Source organism: Thermogemmatispora carboxidivorans, assembly GCF_000702505.1.
Taxonomy (GTDB): Bacteria; Chloroflexota; Ktedonobacteria; order Ktedonobacterales; family Ktedonobacteraceae; genus Thermogemmatispora; species Thermogemmatispora carboxidivorans.
Genome location: NZ_JNIM01000001.1, coordinates 2293731 through 2311038 on the forward strand (window position 1 = coordinate 2293731; position 17308 = coordinate 2311038).

Annotated in this window: 10 protein-coding genes; 7 read left to right on the forward strand and 3 right to left on the reverse strand. The window is 59.6% G+C overall.

Annotated elements, in window-relative coordinates; all coding sequences use genetic code 11:
• Positions 1-3: 3 nt before the first annotated feature.
• Positions 4-3984, reverse strand: coding sequence for a serine/threonine protein kinase (locus N688_RS08950; RefSeq protein WP_052888958.1), 3981 nt, complete (start codon positions 3982-3984; stop codon positions 4-6).
• 244 nt (positions 3985-4228) lie between these two features.
• Positions 4229-5128: an SPL family radical SAM protein gene (locus N688_RS08955; RefSeq protein WP_156025353.1), complete on the reverse strand. Its 900-nt coding sequence runs from the start codon at positions 5126-5128 to the stop codon at positions 4229-4231.
• A gap of 169 nt (positions 5129-5297) precedes the next feature.
• Here N688_RS08955 and N688_RS08960 point away from each other — a divergent pair, with 169 nt between their 5' ends.
• The 7 genes from N688_RS08960 (at position 5298) to N688_RS08990 (ending at position 14730) form a co-directional block, all read left to right on the forward strand.
• A complete protein-coding gene (locus N688_RS08960) occupies positions 5298-6389 on the forward strand; it encodes a LacI family DNA-binding transcriptional regulator (protein WP_052888960.1) in 1092 nt (363 codons plus the stop codon).
• Between the two features lie 335 nt (positions 6390-6724).
• Positions 6725-7774, forward strand: a complete 1050-nt coding sequence (gene iolC, locus N688_RS08965; RefSeq protein WP_052888961.1) for a 5-dehydro-2-deoxygluconokinase — start codon at positions 6725-6727, stop codon at positions 7772-7774.
• A gap of 225 nt (positions 7775-7999) precedes the next feature.
• Positions 8000-9886 carry a 3D-(3,5/4)-trihydroxycyclohexane-1,2-dione acylhydrolase (decyclizing) gene (gene iolD / locus N688_RS08970; protein ID WP_052888962.1) on the forward strand — a complete coding sequence of 629 codons (1887 nt, stop codon included), beginning with the start codon at positions 8000-8002 and terminating at the stop codon, positions 9884-9886.
• Between the two features lie 230 nt (positions 9887-10116).
• Positions 10117-11067 carry a TIM barrel protein gene (locus tag N688_RS08975; RefSeq protein WP_052888963.1) on the forward strand — a complete coding sequence of 317 codons (951 nt, stop codon included), beginning with the start codon at positions 10117-10119 and terminating at the stop codon, positions 11065-11067.
• 146 nt (positions 11068-11213) lie between these two features.
• Positions 11214-12233, forward strand: coding sequence for an inositol 2-dehydrogenase (gene iolG / locus N688_RS08980; RefSeq protein WP_052888964.1), 1020 nt, complete (start codon positions 11214-11216; stop codon positions 12231-12233).
• Positions 12234-12304: 71 nt separating this feature from the next.
• A complete protein-coding gene (locus N688_RS08985) occupies positions 12305-13348 on the forward strand; it encodes a tagatose 1,6-diphosphate aldolase (protein WP_202901878.1) in 1044 nt (347 codons plus the stop codon).
• Positions 13349-13650: 302 nt separating this feature from the next.
• Positions 13651-14730: a DUF929 family protein gene (locus N688_RS08990; RefSeq protein WP_081838665.1), complete on the forward strand. Its 1080-nt coding sequence runs from the start codon at positions 13651-13653 to the stop codon at positions 14728-14730.
• Positions 14731-14873: 143 nt separating this feature from the next.
• Here N688_RS08990 and N688_RS08995 read toward each other — a convergent pair whose 3' ends face one another.
• Positions 14874-17201: a xanthine dehydrogenase family protein molybdopterin-binding subunit gene (locus N688_RS08995; protein ID WP_052888966.1), complete on the reverse strand. Its 2328-nt coding sequence runs from the start codon at positions 17199-17201 to the stop codon at positions 14874-14876.
• Between the last annotated feature and the right edge of the window lie 107 nt (positions 17202-17308).

Below are 17308 nucleotides of genomic sequence, written 5' to 3' on the forward strand. Positions count from 1 at the left end.
GGATCAAGCAATGGCTGTTCTGACCACCTTACCGTCGCGCTGCGTCAAGTGATGCAGGTGCTGGCCTTTCTCGATCAACACGAGATCCTTTGTTTCCATCAGCAGCAACGCATGCTTGAAATGGCGCAGATCCTCCAGCAACGGCTGCAGCTCTAGAGCCTCTGGCTGCAAGCCATCCGCCAGGCGCAGCAGCAGCTCAAACAGATCGAGAGAGATCTCCAGGCGAGGCGTTCCCGAGCGATGGCGCAGTACCAGAAACTCGGGCAAAGTCTCAACGACCTCATTATCGCTGGTGCCGACTGGCTCCAGAATGAACTGCTCCAGCGGGAGCTGCTTCAGAATAATCAGTTGCTGCTCCTCCGAAGCGCGCACCACCACACTCAAATGGCCATCTGGCAAATCGGCGTTAATCCCATCCGATCGCAAAATGCCAAGGGCTAGCTTGCGGCGCGTCTCCTCCAGCTCTTCCTGTTCACCTTTCAGCAACTGCAGGTAGAGCAGAGCATAGCGGTAAGGCAGAAGGTCGGGCCAGCGCACAGAAGGCAGGTCTGGACTCAGATCCTCATCATCCAGACGCGGGCCATAGAAATAGAGGCGGCGCTTCCAGGCAGCCAGCCAATCGTGCTCTTCGCGGAAACGCTGGCGCGGCAAATCTTTTCCATCAGCCATCAACTCAACGCGCAGCAGGGCATCCGATGACCCTTGATGGAAATGCAGGAAGCGATCCAGATGAGGCTGAGGAAAGCGTGCAGGATCAAACGCCCGCAGATCGCGCAACAACTCATCGTCGATCTCGATGGCAGCAAAAGCGCTCTGCCAGCACGCGCGCTCGAGCAAAGCCGCTCCCCCATCTTCGCCCTGGCGAGCAGCATGCACCTCGCTGCAACTCAGATTACCTGTGATCAAAAAGGCCAGAGCCGAACGCAGGTCACGCATTGTCATATGGCGCTGATGGCGCAGATGATGTAGCAACAGGATGAACTCCAACCGCTGCTTGGTGCGGTTCTGACGCAGCGTCTCTGCATTCTGGTAAATCGGACAGATGGCCTCGGCAGTGCAAGACTGGCAGATCGTCCAGCGCTCCTTTGCCACCAGGCTATCCAGCACGCGGCGGAAGAGCGAGCGATCCCGCTCGCCGGGCAAGGCCACAAAAGCGCGTCGCTTCAAATCAACCAGCCAGACCTCTTGCTCTCGCAGCGACTCACTGCGGCGGGCCCGACTCAGCTGCCTCTTTAACCAGCTAAAGCGCTCGCCGTAGCGCTCAAAATAATCGGCCAGACGACCATCATTGATAGCCACCAGCACCGTCAGCGCTGCTGCTGGACGCTCGGAGCCTTCCAACTCCTGGAGCCGGCGCGTAAGCTGCTCATCGGCGCTCAACTCGCCGTGAGCCTCAGAAGCATCGTAGCAACTACAGAAGACATGGCCCTGATAGACCAACTCCCAGCCGCTTTGATCGGAGCGCTCTACTACGGGATTGGCGCCTAGCTCGACCAGCTTCTGGCGCACCTGTTCTAAGAAAGCCGTCTTGCCGTCGCCAGGATTGCCCGAGAGGAAAAGCGCGAGCGGGCGCTGGGCCAGCACAAGCGGCAGCAGCTTCCGATCGAGGGCCGTCTCTACGTAGGTCTGCCGCACAAAGTCACTATCCAGGCCGCGATTGTCGGCGTTGCCGCTGGAGCTCTTGCGATAGAGACCGCGCACCTGCTCCACCCAGGGATTGACTTGCGCCTCCCGCTCCTGACCAGTTTCAAGAGCTGGCGTTGTCTCCTCTGCCGCCACCACTGCCGCCAGCTCGGCCTGTTCCAACTCTGCCAGAAACTGACGAGCGCTGACAGGTCGCCGCTGGGGATCGGGATCAAGCGCGCGCAAGAGCACGGCAGCCAGGCGCTCCACATGCTCATCAGCACCTGGCAAGTCCTCTACAGGGCGCAGAATACGTTGTCCCTCCGTGCTGTAGGTAAAAGGCAACTGGCCTGTCAACATCTTAAAAAGCACGACAGCTGCCGCATAGCGATCGCAATCGGCGGGCGGACTAGCAGCAGTCAGCGCCTCGGGCGGCAGATAGAGCGGCGTACCAGCCAGGCTACGCTCTTCACCTCGCCGGATGGCAAAGCCGAAATCGATCAGGACCGGATGGTTATCGACCTCGTGCAAGATAATGTTGGCAGGTTTGATGTCGCGGTGAAGAATGCCATATTCCTCCAGTGTCGCCAGAGCCTTCAGCAGGTCCTGGGCGAAGGGCCACCAGCGCTCTAGAGACCAGGGGAATTCTCCTTCGAGCTGCTGCAGCGTTGGGCCAGGGATATACTCCATCACAATGTGAGGGTCTTCTCCTGGCTCATAGATGTCATCGATAGCCGGAAAATACTTGCTCTTTATATTTTTTAAAGCTTTGTATTCTTGAATTGCATGATCGTGGGCCTCAGTTGGCTGCAGGAACTGTTTCAGCACCAACTGTCCCCGTCCTGGCTGGTCTTTCTCGCTCACCAGATACGTACGGGCCATTGCTCCCTGGCCGAGCAAGCGGTGGACGACAAACTTGCCGTTCACCAGGGTTTGAGGAAGCTCACTGACCTGGGGCTGCTGAGCCTGGCGTAGGATCTCTTCCAGGCGCTGAGCCAGCTCCTCAGCGCTGGGGGGCTGCTCCTCCCGCGAGGGCAGCAGGACTGAGCGGAAAAGCTCTGACAAGGCTGCCGATGGCTCAGGAGGAAGGAAAGACCGCCAGCGGGGGGCATCGGGCAGACGTGGTGGTTCATTGACCGTCGGGCGCAGCAAGGAAATAGGAGTATCGGAGAGGCGTTCAAGCATTACCAGAGCCAGGCTAAAGGTATCCGTCTGCCGTGTCGCGAACTCGTAGCTGATGAGTACATCCTCGGCAGCGTAGGGGTCGTCGACTGCAGTCTTATCGAGCTTCGCTGCAATAGACATACCACTGACGCGCGCTGCATAAAAGTCGGTGAACAGCACACGGGGCGGCTGACCCTTTGGAAACTGCACTATGAGCGCAGCAGGAGTTAACGCGCGATGAAGGACGCCCTGATCATGGATCTGGGCCAACCCTTTGAAGGCGATCGCCGCCATTTGCAGGTCTTTCAGAAACTCCTCGCGCGTCTCCGGTAGCGGCAGAGCGCTTAGAGCACGGCCCTCGCCCTCGGGTGGAACAATGGGCACCACCATAAACCTATCCGACCAAGGGAAAGGGGTCTCGGCTCGCGGCACCAGGCCCGTTGGCTGCAATTGCTCCAGCGCCTTATACGTGTGCGTATAGAATTCCTTCGTCTCCTGGCGTTCTAGTGGATCAAAATCAAGCTCATAGAGCATAACAATGCGAGGGCGATTGGCTCCAGAAACCTTCTCAACGGCGCGGCAGCGGTAGAGCTTCGGGCGTACCTGTTCTGCCTCCTCGATCTGAAGCTCGTCGCCGATCTGACGTGGAAGCTGGGGGCGCGTGCGCAGGCCCGTCAGCGTGGTCCTCAGCAGCGAATGCAACTGACCGATCAAAGGATTGCCCTGGTGCTCATCTAACTCCAGCAGACGCTCGCACACCTCGTCCAGCCTAAAAAGGGCCGTAGAGGCCCGCACATCGCGAATCATCGGCTGAGCGATTGGCGAAGAGAGGAGGACAACGCCATGCACGAAGTGCTCATTCCCCTTCAGCGAAGGGATTTTTTCTCGCAGGGAGCCGGCCACCACCTTAGCCACGTAATCGACCTTTGCCAGCGGACTCTGCTCTGATGTCCCATCGGCCCGAAGCCAGAACTCCTCGTTGCCCCGCAAGGGACCCTGCCAGGACTTCTCATCGATCACAAAGATCCAGCGCTGGCCTATTGCTAGAAAATCAATCTCGAAGGATCTCCCATTCTTCGCGGGAAAGACCTTATTACAGATCACCAGCCACGAGGCGGGCAACCCCTGGCGCAAGACCGCAGCTGCCCGCTGCTCTCCCTCGCTTGCGAAGTCGCTCGTACTGATCAACTCAGCCACAGGTGCGCCTCCTTACTCCTTGGTCAAAGAGAGACCGGGACAGTAACGACGCATAGCGTCTCTTGCGAAAAAGCCCTCATTACAGCGTGATATAGCAATCATATGGCTGCAAAAGGGATGTCGGATTATAACATGTTTTCCTCCTGGCGAGCAAGCATCCATTTCTCTACCATCGGTGCAGGCACAGACAAAAGAGCCAAAGCCCTTACTAGCTGGTGCGCAACAGCAATAAAAAGGGAGCAGGCTAGGAGCGGGGAGCGATGCCGCAGAAACCGCTTGCGCCCCAACCGACAGCCACGCCGTGACCGGGTCCATGCAGACGCAGGTAGGCGTAAAGAGCATCTGCGGGTCGCGTGTCCTGCCAGGCCGGTTCCAGGTGCGCAAAAGGAGTACGTGCCGTGCGCTCACCGTCTGCGCCGTCGCCCTCAACCGTATCCACCACCAAACGACGTGCACCACTCTCAAGAAGCTGACCTCCAAAGGTCTTGACATCAGTAAAACGCAGGCAAGGGCTAATTGTAATCTGCGTCTTTACTCCCAGGCGACTGGCCTGGCCTACCAGCTGCCAGCGGCGTTCCAGCGCGGGCCCACCCCCCAACTGGCGCAGATAGGCCATGTCATCCGTCTCGATCGTCACCGAAAGCCAGGCATAAGGAATCTGGTGCAGTAGATCGAGGTCGCGCTCTGCCAGCGGTGAGCGCGTCTGCACCACCAACAAATCAAGGTCAGGGTAAGAAGCAAAGACCTCCAGACAGCGGCGCGTCACCTGATAGCGCCGCTCAAGCGGCTGATATGGATCAGTGGTTGTACTCATAAAAATGCGCAGACCACGCCGTCGCTCGGGGGACATACGACCCAGTGTCTGCTCCAATAGCAGCGGGGCATTGATTTTCACCTGCACGGCCAGACCCCAGGGAACACCCAGGCCAGCAGTCTTCCAGTTTGGCAAAAAGCGGGCATAACAATACTGACCACACGCTGTCTGACCATAGGCGCAGCCTGTATAAGCCGACAAGGCGTGTGTAAACGGATAGGGAGGCGCGACCAAAAAACCCCCACGCTGCGGTGTAAGGATGCCGCTGGCCTCCACACCAGAGACATGCATGGTTTCCCCCTTATCGTAAGCACGAGCTCGCCCATTCATTCAGAATAGCACACCCTCGGATAAAAACTTCTGCCCCCGGCAAAAAAAAGCGGTAAATCCCCCTTGACAGTAACCCAGGCCATCCACTATACTGCTAATGCACACGTGTGCAAAGATCAAAGCCAGAGCAGAGCGGCTGATAGCGGGAAGCAGGAGGAAGAGAAACAGAGTGAGCAGTTCGTCTGCCACACGTCGAGTTACTGACACGAGACGCTCGCGTGAGATCTCCATTGCCGATATTGCGCGCGTGGCCGGCGTCTCCCATACCACTGTCTCGCGAGCCTTGCGCGATAGCCCCTTGATCAGTGAAGAGACGCGGAAACGTATCCAACAATTGGCGCTGGAGATGGGCTATACACCCAATGCGATCGCCCAAAGCTTGCAAACACGGCGCACCAGCACGATTGGCCTGGTGGTAACCTCAATTGCCGATCCCTTCCTGAGTGAGGTTGTGCGCGGGGTCGAGGAAGTTGCGCGTTCGGCTGGCCTCAGCGTCTTCTTGAGCGCGACGCATAACGATCCCGCGCAGGAGATTGCGGTGATTGAGACGTTCCATCGCCGGCGCGTTGACGGCATCTTGGTGGCTTCTTCGCGTATTACAGGGGAATATAAGCAGCGACTTGATCAGATTCGCGTACCGACGGTGTTGATCAACAGTCAGGCTGAGTCGCAGTACGAGCTGCTTCACTGGGTAGCAGTTGATGATGTTGCAGGGGCGCGGCTGGCGGTTGAGCACCTGCTGACTCTCGGTCATCGCGCCATTGGCTATCTGGGCACAAATAGCCGCCCACGCTCCTGCCGCCAACGGCGGGAAGGTTATCAGGCCGCGCTAGCCAGTGCCGGCCTGGTGCCACGCGAGGAGTGGGTGATAGTCATGGCGGCGGAAGAAGCCTCTCCCCAGGAAGATGTCCTGTGTGGGCGCCGCGCGCTTCAGCGCCTGCTCGATGCAGGAGTGACTGCTGTCTTCTGCCAGAATGATATGATGGCTGTCGGAATCCTGATGGCCTGCTATCGTCGTGGCCTGGCGGTCCCTGCTGAGCTGAGCGTCGTTGGCTTTGACGATATCGAGATGGCCAGCTATATTAGCCCCCCCTTAACCACGGTGCGTCAGCCGCGTATCGAGCTTGGGCGTCTGGCAATGCAGGTGCTGCTTGATCTGCTCCAGGATCAGGAGGGCTGCAATCATGTCCTTTCCCCGATGCTGGTGGTGCGTGAAAGCACCGCTCAGCCATCGACCTCTCGTCCTGCGACGAGAAGGTGAAGAGAAAGAGAGAGCAGAGGAAGACCAGGCGACCGTTGGGCCGGCTCAGATCTGGCCAGAGCGCTGTAGGGCAGGTAAGAGCGCAAGAGCTATCGCCGTCGCTCGCCTGATCGTACAGACGCTTGTCCGCAGGACAGATCAAGCAGGCGATCTGAGACAAATGGGAGACGGCAGAGAGCCAGGGGTCTGGAGCGCGGTGTATGAGACTGGTGGTCAGATCATAAAGATGCGGTGCAAGCTTGAGTCAGGCTCTCCTTATTTGAGATAGGCCAGTGTGGTGGGCGTGAGCGTCTCCATTCGGCCAGAGGTGATCAGATCACAAGGGAGGCTTGTCGATGGAGCGAGGGCAGCGACAGCAGCCTGCTTATGATCTCGTTGCTATAGGGCGCTCCTCTCTCGACCTGTACTCCAACGACATCGGAGCGCCGTTTGAGGAAATTAAAAGTTTTGCTGCCTATGTTGGCGGTTGTCCCACAAATATCTGTGTGGGGGTCCGGCGGCTGGGATTGCGCTCGGCGCTGTTGACTGCCGTTGGCGATGATCAGGTGGGCAATTTTATCCTCCGTTTCCTGGCTCGCGAGGGCGTGGAGACACGGTATGTAGCGCGCAAGCCAGGGTATCGGAGTAGCGCTGTGGTGCTAGGAATCCAGCCGCCAGACCGCTTCCCGCTCACCTACTATCGGGATCACTGCGCTGACATTGAACTGACGATCGACGATGTGCTGGCGACACCGCTCGGTGAGTGCCGCGTCTTGCTCATCACTGGTACCGGATTGAGCAAGGAGCCGAGTCGTAGCGCCACACTCTTTGCTGCCGAGCTGGCTCACGAGCAGGGTGTGATGGTAGCTCTGGATATCGATTATCGTCCTGACCAGTGGCATGACCAGCGCGCCTTCGGGGTGGCAATCCGCTCGACGCTGCCGCTGGTCAATCTGGTAATCGGTACTGAGGATGAGATCAAAGCGGCCTTGCTGCGCGATCCTGGACAGGTGCAGGTGGCGCACTCGCAGATCTCCGACGCCCGCGTGTGTGGCAATGTCGAGGAGGCCATCCAGGAGATGCTGCGTCGCGGACCACAAGCGCTGGTGGAGAAGCGGGGCGCTCGCGGCTCGCGGGTTCATCTGGCACCATTGGAGAACCGGCACGGCTCTCCACGCTGCCTGGAGATACCTGGATTTCCTGTAGTCATTCGGAATATTCTGGGCGCTGGTGACGCCTTCGCTGCCGGCCTGCTCTACGGCTTACTGCAGGGCTGGGATTGGTATCGGGCTGCACGTTTGGGAAACGCCTGCGGGGCGATCCTGGTAACGCGGCATGGCTGCGCCGATTTTATGCCAACCTACGCTGAGGTACTGGCCTTCATCGAGGAACACGGTGGCTTCTAGGAAGAACTGCTGAGCTGTCCTGAGCTGTCCTGAGCTGTCCTGAGCTGTCCTGAGCTGTCCATAGAACGGGGGGAAACACATGAGCAGGGCAAGTGTCAGACGAATGTGGGACCAGGGAGCGGTTGCGACAAGACGCGGAGTCCAGCCGCCTGCTTGCACCTCCTCCTTGTTTCCTTGCCAGCGAGCGCGTTGACTGTGAGCGAGCCGATTACTCGGAGGAGAACGATGAGTGAGCACACTGGCCGACGCATGACTATGGCCCAGGCGCTGATTGCTTTCCTGCGCAATCAGTATGTAGAGCGCGACGGTGTAGAGCAGCCTTTTTTTGCTGGCTGCTTTGGGATCTTTGGCCACGGCAATGTAGCGGGCATTGGCCAGGCCCTCCAGGAGATGCCCGATTTCCGCTATTACCAGGCGCGTAACGAGCAAGCAATGGTCCATACGGCCATTGCCTACGCAAAAGTCAAGAACCGCCTGCAAACCTTTGCCTGCACCTCCTCGATCGGGCCAGGGGCCACAAATATGGTCACCGGTGCCGCCACCGCTACCATTAACCGGCTTCCTGTGCTGTTGTTGCCTGGCGATTTCTTTGCCCGACGCAATGTGGCTCCGGTGCTGCAGCAGTTGGAGTCAGAACATAGCCAGGATATCTCGGTCAATGACTGCTTCAAGCCAGTGAGTCGCTACTGGGATCGTATCACGCGCCCGGAGCAGCTGCTGACTGCCTTGCCTGAAGCAATGCGTGTGCTGACGAGTCCCGTGGAGACGGGCGCGGTGACCCTGGCTTTGCCCCAAGATGTGCAGACGGAGGCCTATACGTACCCGGAGGCTTTTTTCCGTAAACGGGTCTGGCCTGTCCCCCGCCCGCGGCCAGATCGGCGACAGCTAGAGGAGGCCGCCGCCTGGATACGGGCCAGCCAGCGCCCTCTGATTATCGCCGGTGGCGGCGTGATCTATGCTGAAGCCTGGACGCTCTTGGAACGCTTGATAGCTGAGACGGGCATTCCTGTAGCCGAGACGATGGCTGGGAAGGGCAGCCTGCGCTTTGATCATCCACTCAATCTGGGAGCAATCGGCGCTACGGGTACGTTCGCGGCGAATCGCCTGGCCCGCGAGGCCGACCTGATTATCGGGATTGGAACACGCTATAGCGACTTTACGACAGCTTCCAAGACCGCTTTCCGGCATCCAGCAGTGCGTTTCATCAATATCAATGTATCGGAGTTCGATGCAGCGAAGCACTCGGCCCTCTCGCTGGTGGGAGATGCCCGCGCAACGCTCGATGAGCTGCTGCCGCTGCTAGCAGGCTACCGGGTGCCGCCCGAGTATCGACAATGTGCCGAGGCTCTGCATTGCGAGTGGGAGGCTGAGGTTTCGCGCATCTATGGCCTGCGTCATGGGCCGCTACCCTCACAGGGCGAGCTGATTGGGGCTGTCAATGAATATGGCTCTCCCGAAGGGATCGTGGTCTGTGCCGCCGGAAGCTTGCCGGGTGATTTGCATAAGCTCTGGCGAACACGTCATCCGAAGCAGTTTCACCTGGAGTATGGCTATAGCTGCATGGGCTACGAGATCGCCGGTGGCCTCGGAACAAAAATGGCTGCTCCCGAACGGGAGGTCTATGTCCTGGTCGGCGATGGCTCCTATCTGATGATGAATGGGGAAATTGTCACCTCGATTCAGGAGGGCTATAAGCTGGTTATCGTGCTCTTCGATAACCAGGGCTTCAAGAGTATCGGCTCGCTGAGCCGCTCGCTCGGCCAGGGAGGCTTCGGGACACGCTATGTCTATCCCCAGAATGGACGCTTGCCCGGCGATGAAGCCGGCTCCGAGGTAGTGCCGCTGCCCGTTGATCTGGCAGAAAATGCTCGTAGCCTGGGCGCTTATGTGATCCGCTGCCGCAATACCGCCGACGTGGTCGCCGCCCTGGAAACCGCTCATGCAATGGATCGCACGACAGTGATTTATGTGCCGTGCGACCGCTATGAGGGTGTCCCCTCTTATGAAAGCTGGTGGGATGTGACTGTGGCAGAGGTAAGCTCCAACCCCCAGGTCCAGGCTGCTCGCCTCGAATGGGAGACCATGCGCGCTACGGAACGCTGCTTCCTATAGCCAGAGAATAGATGTAAGGGTGGCTGCTGCTCCTCTGCCGATTGATTGATTGCCCTTGTCGGTATGGGGGTGCAAGTCAGGTGTCTGCCGGCAACGATGAAGAAGGTGCTACCGATGTATGGCGGGAGAACGAGTGCGTGGTCTTGAAGCGCGGGTTGGATGGCATATGACGGGCATATGGCGAGCATATGACGATCGCCGATCGATCTTTTGCTGCAAGGTGGGAAGAAATGGCAACGGAGCAGATTCGCATCGCAAACGCGCCCTGCTCGTGGGGAACGCTGGAGTTCGATGAGGCCCAGACGCAGAAGCCGGCCATTCCCTGGGGGCAGATGCTGGATGAGCTACGAGCCACTGGCTATGAAGGAACAGAATTAGGAGACTGGGGCTATCTGCCTACGGTGGCAGATCACCTGGCCGCAGAGCTGTACAGACGCGAGTTGACACTCGTGGCGGCCTTTGTCCCCGTGATGCTCAAGAAGATGAGCGCACTGCGGGCAGGACTGGAGCAGGTCCTGCGCATTGCCAGTTTGCTCGCCGCAGTCTCCCAGGCCACGGGAGCCGCCTGGCGACCGCTCTTGCTCCTGGCCGACGAGAATGGCCGTGATCCTCTCCGAACGTCCTGCGCTGGACGCATTTCCCCTGCCCAGGGACTGACCCCTCGCGAGTGGCGCATCTTCGCACGCAACAGCGAGATCGTTGCTCGTGTCGTCTACGAGTCCACAGGACTACGCACAGCCTTCCATCATCATTGCGCTGGCTATGTGGAAACACCCGCGGAGATCGCTCACTTTCTGGAGCTGACAGATCCGAGCCTCATTGGTCTGGCTCTCGATACCGGCCACTACCTCTACGGCAGCGGCAGCAGCGAGCCAGAGCTGATCGAGGAGGCCCTGCGCCGCTTTGGTCTACGCATCTGGCACCTCCATTTTAAAGACTGCTCACCAGCAGTGGCACAAGAGGCCCGCACTCATGGCTGGGACTACTTTACCGCACTGCGCCACGGTCTCTTCTGCGAGCTAGGGCAAGGGATGGTTCCATTCCCGGCAGTGGTGACCTGGCTCCGCCAGCACGGCTATCAGGGCTGGATCGTCGTCGAGCAGGATGTGTTGCCCGGTATGGGCAGCCCCTATCTCAGTGCCCTGCGCAATCGCCAGTACTTGCGCAAGCTTGGCCTCTAGTTCAGCTCAGTTGGCTGACCCTTTGCTTAGAAGAGAGTCAAAGGGAAGGAGAGCAAGATACTCGCCCTCAGCAAGACTTGTCAACCCGCTGCCGAAACGAGCAATGAGAGAACAAGAGCAGGCAAACCATAGGAAAGGATGACGGGATGACTGTTAAACAGCTGACCGTTGGTTTAATCGGTGCAGGACGGATCGGACGCCTCCATGCTCACCATGTGACGAGACGTCTTTCACACGCTCGGCTGCTGGCCGTAGCCGATGCCTGTGCTGAGGCTGCCGAGTCCTGCGCTCGCGAGTGCGGTATACCTCGCTTCTGCTCAGACTATCGGGAAATCCTGGCAGATCCACAGATCAAGGCCGTTCTGATCTGCTCACCGACAGATACCCATGCCCAGCTTGTTCAGGAAGCTGCTCGCTCTGGGAAGCATATCTTTTGCGAGAAGCCGCTGGCCCTTGACCTGGAGACGATCGATCGAGCACTGGCTACCGTTGAGCAAGCAGGAGTCAAACTACAGACAGGCTTTAATCGCCGCTTTGACGCAAATTTCCGCCGTGTCAGGCGGGCTGTTGAGCAAGGGGAGATCGGCTTACCGTTGATGCTCCACATTACAAGCCGTGATCCCACCCCCCCACCGGCTGCTTATCTCCGGGCCTCTGGCGGGTTGTTCCTCGATATGACAATCCATGACTTCGATATGGCCCGCTTCCTGCTGGGCAGCGAGGTCGAGGAGGTCTTTGCTTTGGCCCATAACCTGAATGAACCAGAAATTGCCCTGGCTGGGGACGTGGCCCACGCTGCCGTGATGCTGCGTTTCACCAATGGGACGATCGCCACGATCAGCAATAGCCGCCGCGCTCGCTATGGCTATGATCAACGCATCGAGCTGTTCGGCAGTGAAGGAAGCATCGCCATCGACAATGCCTATCCCAACACGGCAGTCATCAGCGACCATCACGGTGTGCGACGCGATCTTCCTTTGCATTTCTTCATGGAGCGCTATACCGAAAGCTTCGCCGCCGAGCTGCAAGCCTTTGTCGATGCGGTCCTGAGTGACCAGCCTGTGCCTGTCAGCGGCTACGATGGCCGCGCCCCGGTGGCTATCGCCCTGGCAGCGCAACGCTCTTTACAGGAACATCGCCCAGTCTGCCTACGTGAGGTAAACTGAGAAGCAGCTATTCGGCAACGCGCAGTAAAACCGCAATGGAGAGTCTCACGGTAGAAAGAGGAGAGGTCGCTGTGTATAGAAGAGAAGATCTGAACTATACGAGCATTGAAAACATGCGAAATAAGCTGAAGAGGTTGCGGTCCTGTGCCGATGAGCACGGCATCATTACTGCCCTAGCCATTGACCACCGCACGAATCTGGCTCAGGCTTTGGCCGTGGCCCGCGGCTCGCACGAGGAGGTCAGCGCCTCTGACCTGGGCACCTTTAAGCGCCTGGTCACGCGCATTCTCTCTCCCTATGCGAGCGCGGTCCTACTTGATCCCGAGTATGGTCTGGATGCCCTGGCGGTACGCCATCCCAGCACAGGCGTGATACTCGCTTACGAGCGCTCTGGCTATAGCGCCAATGGCCGCTATGAACCTCCCGAGGTGATCCCTGACTATAGCGTACGACGCTTGGTGGAGGTTGGGGCCCAGGCTATCAAGGTTTTGCTGCACTATAATCCCTTCGATAGTCCAGACATCAATCGCGTCAAGCAGGCTTATGTCGAGCGCATAGGGGCCGAGTGCCAGGCCCTGGAAGTGCCTTTCTTCCTGGAGCCGCTCGTCTATCCTGGCAAGGAGATAGCTGAGGAGGACGCCGAGCTGAACTTTGCCCAGGCCAAGCCGACCTACGTCGTTCTCACCGTGGCCGAGTTTGGACAGCCACGCTACGGCGTCGATGTTCTGAAAGTAGAGTGGCCCATCGTACCGACCTACACCGCCGGGCTGCGGAGCTGCAGGGCATCCACGCCGGCCTACTCGCGTGAGGAGGCCATCGAGCTGCTACGTGCCGTGGGAATTGCTGCTTCGAAGCCTCTTGTCTACTTGAGCGCAGGCTACAGCGCCGCTACTGTCTGCGAGCTGCTGGAGCTAACCGCTGAGGCCGGCGTTCCCTTCTGCGGCATGGTCTGTGGCCGCGCCCTCTGGCAAGAAGGGATCTCTCTCTATGCCAGGGAGGGAAGTGCCGCTCTGGAGCGCTGGCTGGCACAGGAGGGAGTGGCTACCCTACAGACAATCGCTCGTGTCCTGCATCGCTGCGCCACTCCCTGGTGGCAGCTGCTGCCCTCTGGCTAGGACGGCCCTCTGCCCGAGCCAATCCGCCAATTCCCCAGGGTGGGCAAGCGAAGACCTGGCCCACACTCGGAAACCTGCCTTCAAGCAGAAACGGAGCCAGGCAGCCAGACTGAATCGAAGAAAAGAGTGGCCGTCGTCCGCGCAAACAGAGGCAACTGCCCGGCAGACGCATCACCAGGCAGGGTCTTCATGCTATAATGTGAATATCGCCTACCATCTCGCTGACGCCGCTTGCTCAGGCAAAAGCGAGCCTTGTTCAAGGAAGGACAGTCGACAATTCTGCATTCAGGGAAGAGAGAACTATGTCTTCATCCGCATCCAGAAAGCGAGCAAATCCTCCCACCTCACAAACGCGCTCGCTGGGGCGCACATCTCAAGCCTCCACCGGTTCCGTCAGCAAGCATGTGCAAACTGAGGCCAGGCCCAAAGGGACGCTTCCCAGGCAGCTGCAGCGGGCAGGCCGACGGCGAGGTGTTTCAAGCTGGCGCGCCTACCGTTGGTGGCTGGTCGGTGCCACTTTGATCTTGATCGGTGCCATCGTCGGCCTCTTCCTCTTTCTCAGCTACCAGAACTTGACCACTCACACCAACGCTAGCCGCTCTGCGACAGACCCGCAGGTCATGAACAATCTGGCTCTCATCAATGACAGCCAATTCTCTAAAGTAGGCACCGGTGACCTGTCGAACCCTCTGCGCGTCATTGCTGATCGCCCAATGCTGCGCGGATCTGGCAGTAAGCCGGAGTTCTTCTATTGGGGGGCCGAATTCTGCCCTTACTGTGCCGCGGAGCGCTGGCCAGTCGTCGTAGCCCTCAGTCGCTTTGGCACCTTCAGCCAGCTGCCAGAGACAACTTCCTCTGATACAGATGCTTACCCAAATACCGCAACGTTTACCTTTCATGGCAGCGCCTACCAGAGCAACTACCTCGATTTTGCCCCGGTTGAGCTGGAGGACCGCGAAGGCCACCCTCTAGAAGGGCCGACAGTGACGCAGCAGCAGATCATTAGCTCCCTCAATCCTGACGGCAGCATCCCTTTCCTCGATATTGCTAACCTCTACCTGGTGCGGGGCCAGAGCTTTGATCCAGGCATCCTTACCGGACTGTCCCAGCGCGACATTGCCCTGCAACTGACTGATCCCGGCACCCCCGTGGCTAAGAATATCCTGGGCGTCGCTAACTATTTGACCGCTGCGATCTGCGTGGCCACAGAAGACCAGCCGGCAAGCGTCTGTAAAACTTCCTATATCCAGTTTATCGAAAAGCAGCTGCCGCGCTCACCTTATGCTCCCACCCCGGCGCCATCTGCCAGCCTGCCGTCAGATCTGCCGACAACGGCGCTAGGACTGATAGCGCCGCTACCCATTGTTCGCCGGCCCCAGTGAGAGGCGAAATACGACCTGGACAGCGCTAGGAGCAAAAAGGAGAAGGAGAAGAAGCATTCGAAGCCAGGGCAAAACCAGCCGTGGGCCGCGAGGGAAGAGTACCCTCCGCCACGGCTGGCCATCTTTTCATCCTGCTGCTGCTCTCACCGCTGGCTGGCCTCTTGCCAGGCCCGTACGATGCGCTCTGGGGTCATAGGCAGCTCCGTCAAGCGTAGTCCAAGTGCGTCGCGCAGGGCGTTACCAATGGCTGCGGCCACTGGGACGACCGGGGGCTCGCCAGCCCCGCGGGCCCCGAAGGGGCCAAGCTCGCACGGCACCTCGATGATCAGCGGTGTAATCGGAGGCACATCCTGGCAGTGAGGCAGGGCGTAGTCCATCAAAGTCCCTGTGAGCAGTTGGCCCTCCTCACCATAGGCCAGCCGCTCCAGCAAGGCCCAGCCAATACCCTGCGCCACGCCTCCGTAGATTTGGCCCTCCACCTCGCCGCGGTTCAAAGCGCGTCCCACATCCTGAGCCGCGACGTAGTCCAGTACCCGTACCTCGCCTGTCTCGGGATCGACGGCCACCTTCGCCAGATGCACAGCAAACATCGGACCAGACGTAGCGTTTGCCGAGCGACCACGGCCAAAAACAGGGGCATAGCGAGCGCCGAAATTGGTCGAACTGGCCGCCACCTGCCGGAGCGTCACATACTTGTCGGGAACGCCGCGCACCGTGACCCGCCCATCGCGCAGGTCGAGATCCTCGCGCGCCGCCTCCAGCAACTCCGAAGCGATGGTCAGAATCTGTTCGCGGGCATCCTGGGCCGCCGCCAGGACGGCAGAGCCAAGGGCGTAGGTTGTCTTACTGCCAGCCGTCAAGCCGCTGTAAGGCATCGTGTCGGTCCCCTCATGAATCACCGTAATCGAGCGCGCTGGCAGGCCCAAGATCTCCGCTGCGATCAGGGCCAGGGAGCCGTCGGAACCTGAGATATCCACGCTGCCAACGATGACTGTCAGGCTACCATCGTCCTCCAGGCGACAGAGAGCCGCTGCAGGCTCGGTAGCTCCCGGCCAGCCACCAGCCGCCAGGCCGATGCCGACTCTCCAGCCACTTAGCTCCGCTGGTAACTCACCCCGAGCCCGCTCGCGCTCGCTCCAGAGGGGATGGTTTCCGACTGCCTCCAGGCACTCTACCAGACCGATACGGGGCCAGCGACCTCCCAAAACACGCGCGTCCCCCTCACGCAGGGCATGGCGCAGACGGAATGCCAGCGGATCAAGCCCAAGACGGCGACACAGCTCGTCGACCGTCGACTCCAGAGCAAAATAAGCCTGGGGACCGGTCGGGGCCCGGTAAGCGGCACTGCCCGGCTTGTTCGTTTGCACCAAATAAGACTGGATGGCAAGGTGCGGGCAACGATAGAGATTGCTGAAGTGGAAGCCGCTCAACCCTGCCAGCGGGTAAGGATAGGCGCCCGAATCGAGGATCTGGCGCACCTGGATGGCCGTCAGGGTCCCGTCCCGGCGCGCTCCTAATTTTACCGTAATCGCGGTCTGCGGTGCTGGATTACCGGCCAGTAGCTCCTCTTGGCGCGTGTAGACCAGGCGCACCGGTCGACCCAACTGCAACGCTGCTGCCGCTACCAGTGGCTCTAGCAGCACCTCCTTCCCCCCGAAACCGCCACCGACCGGCACCGGCTCTACATGGATCTGCCGCTCGGACAAGCCCAGCGCCAGCGCCACTGCCCGACGAGCGTTGAGCAGCCCCTGCGTACTGGAATAGATCGCCAGCTGCCGGGTGCGCGGATCGGGGACAACCAGGACCGTCTGCGGTTCCACGTAGGATTGATGCACGGGCGCAGTCTTATAGTGCTCCTCCACAATGACCTCTGCCTCTCGCCAACCCTCCTCGATGTTCCCCATAAGCAGCGGCGGAAGTACGGCAGCGTTGAACGAAAGACCTTCCTCCTCCAGGGAAGTGCCAGGCGGCAGAAAGAGCGCATGGCTCTGCCGCAGGGTCTCGCGGAAATCGCGCTGCAAACAGGCACGTGGAGCATCTGGCTGACAGGCGGCCTCGGGATCGAGCACAGCCGGCAATGGCTCATAATCAACCTCGACGGCAGCGGCCCCATCCTCGGCCAGCGCCTCCGTCTCCGCAACGACCAGCGCCACAGGATGGCCGCACCAGCAGACCTCGGTACTGGCCAGCGGCTCCAGTGAGCGGACACTGCCGTCCGAGGGCCGCAGGCCCAGATTGGCAGCAGTGAAGACGGCAACCACCCCCGGCAAAGCCAGGGCCGCTGCGGGATCGATGCGTCGGATGAAGGCATGGACGTAGGGACTGGTTACCAGACGAGCATGCAGCAGTCCCGCTGGCCAACGATCGCCCGCATAGCGAGCACGCCCGCTGACTTTAGCCTCGCCGTCCTGGCGCGGCAGCGCCGTCCCAATCAAGACAGATGACGCCTGCCTCTGTGCTTCATGCAACATCGATACAGACCTCCTTTCGCCTCCTGCAGAAAGAGGAAAACCAGGCTTGTCTCAATAGCGCCGGGCCCCAGCTCGCCCGCTCGTACCAGGCAGAGCGGTACCGCTTT

Excerpts from the sequence above, each read along its gene's own strand:
- iolD (WP_052888962.1), top strand. The coding sequence starts at position 8,000 with ATGAGTGAGCACACTGGCCGACGCATGACTATGGCCCAGGCGCTGATT.
- iolG (WP_052888964.1), top strand. The coding sequence starts at position 11,214 with ATGACTGTTAAACAGCTGACCGTTGGTTTAATCGGTGCAGGACGGATC.
- N688_RS08975 (WP_052888963.1), top strand. The coding sequence starts at position 10,117 with ATGGCAACGGAGCAGATTCGCATCGCAAACGCGCCCTGCTCGTGGGGA.
- N688_RS08990 (WP_081838665.1), top strand. The coding sequence starts at position 13,651 with ATGTCTTCATCCGCATCCAGAAAGCGAGCAAATCCTCCCACCTCACAA.
- N688_RS08995 (WP_052888966.1), bottom strand. The coding sequence starts at position 17,201 with ATGTTGCATGAAGCACAGAGGCAGGCGTCATCTGTCTTGATTGGGACG.
- iolC (WP_052888961.1), top strand. The coding sequence starts at position 6,725 with ATGGAGCGAGGGCAGCGACAGCAGCCTGCTTATGATCTCGTTGCTATA.
- N688_RS08955 (WP_156025353.1), bottom strand. The coding sequence starts at position 5,128 with ATGAATGGGCGAGCTCGTGCTTACGATAAGGGGGAAACCATGCATGTC.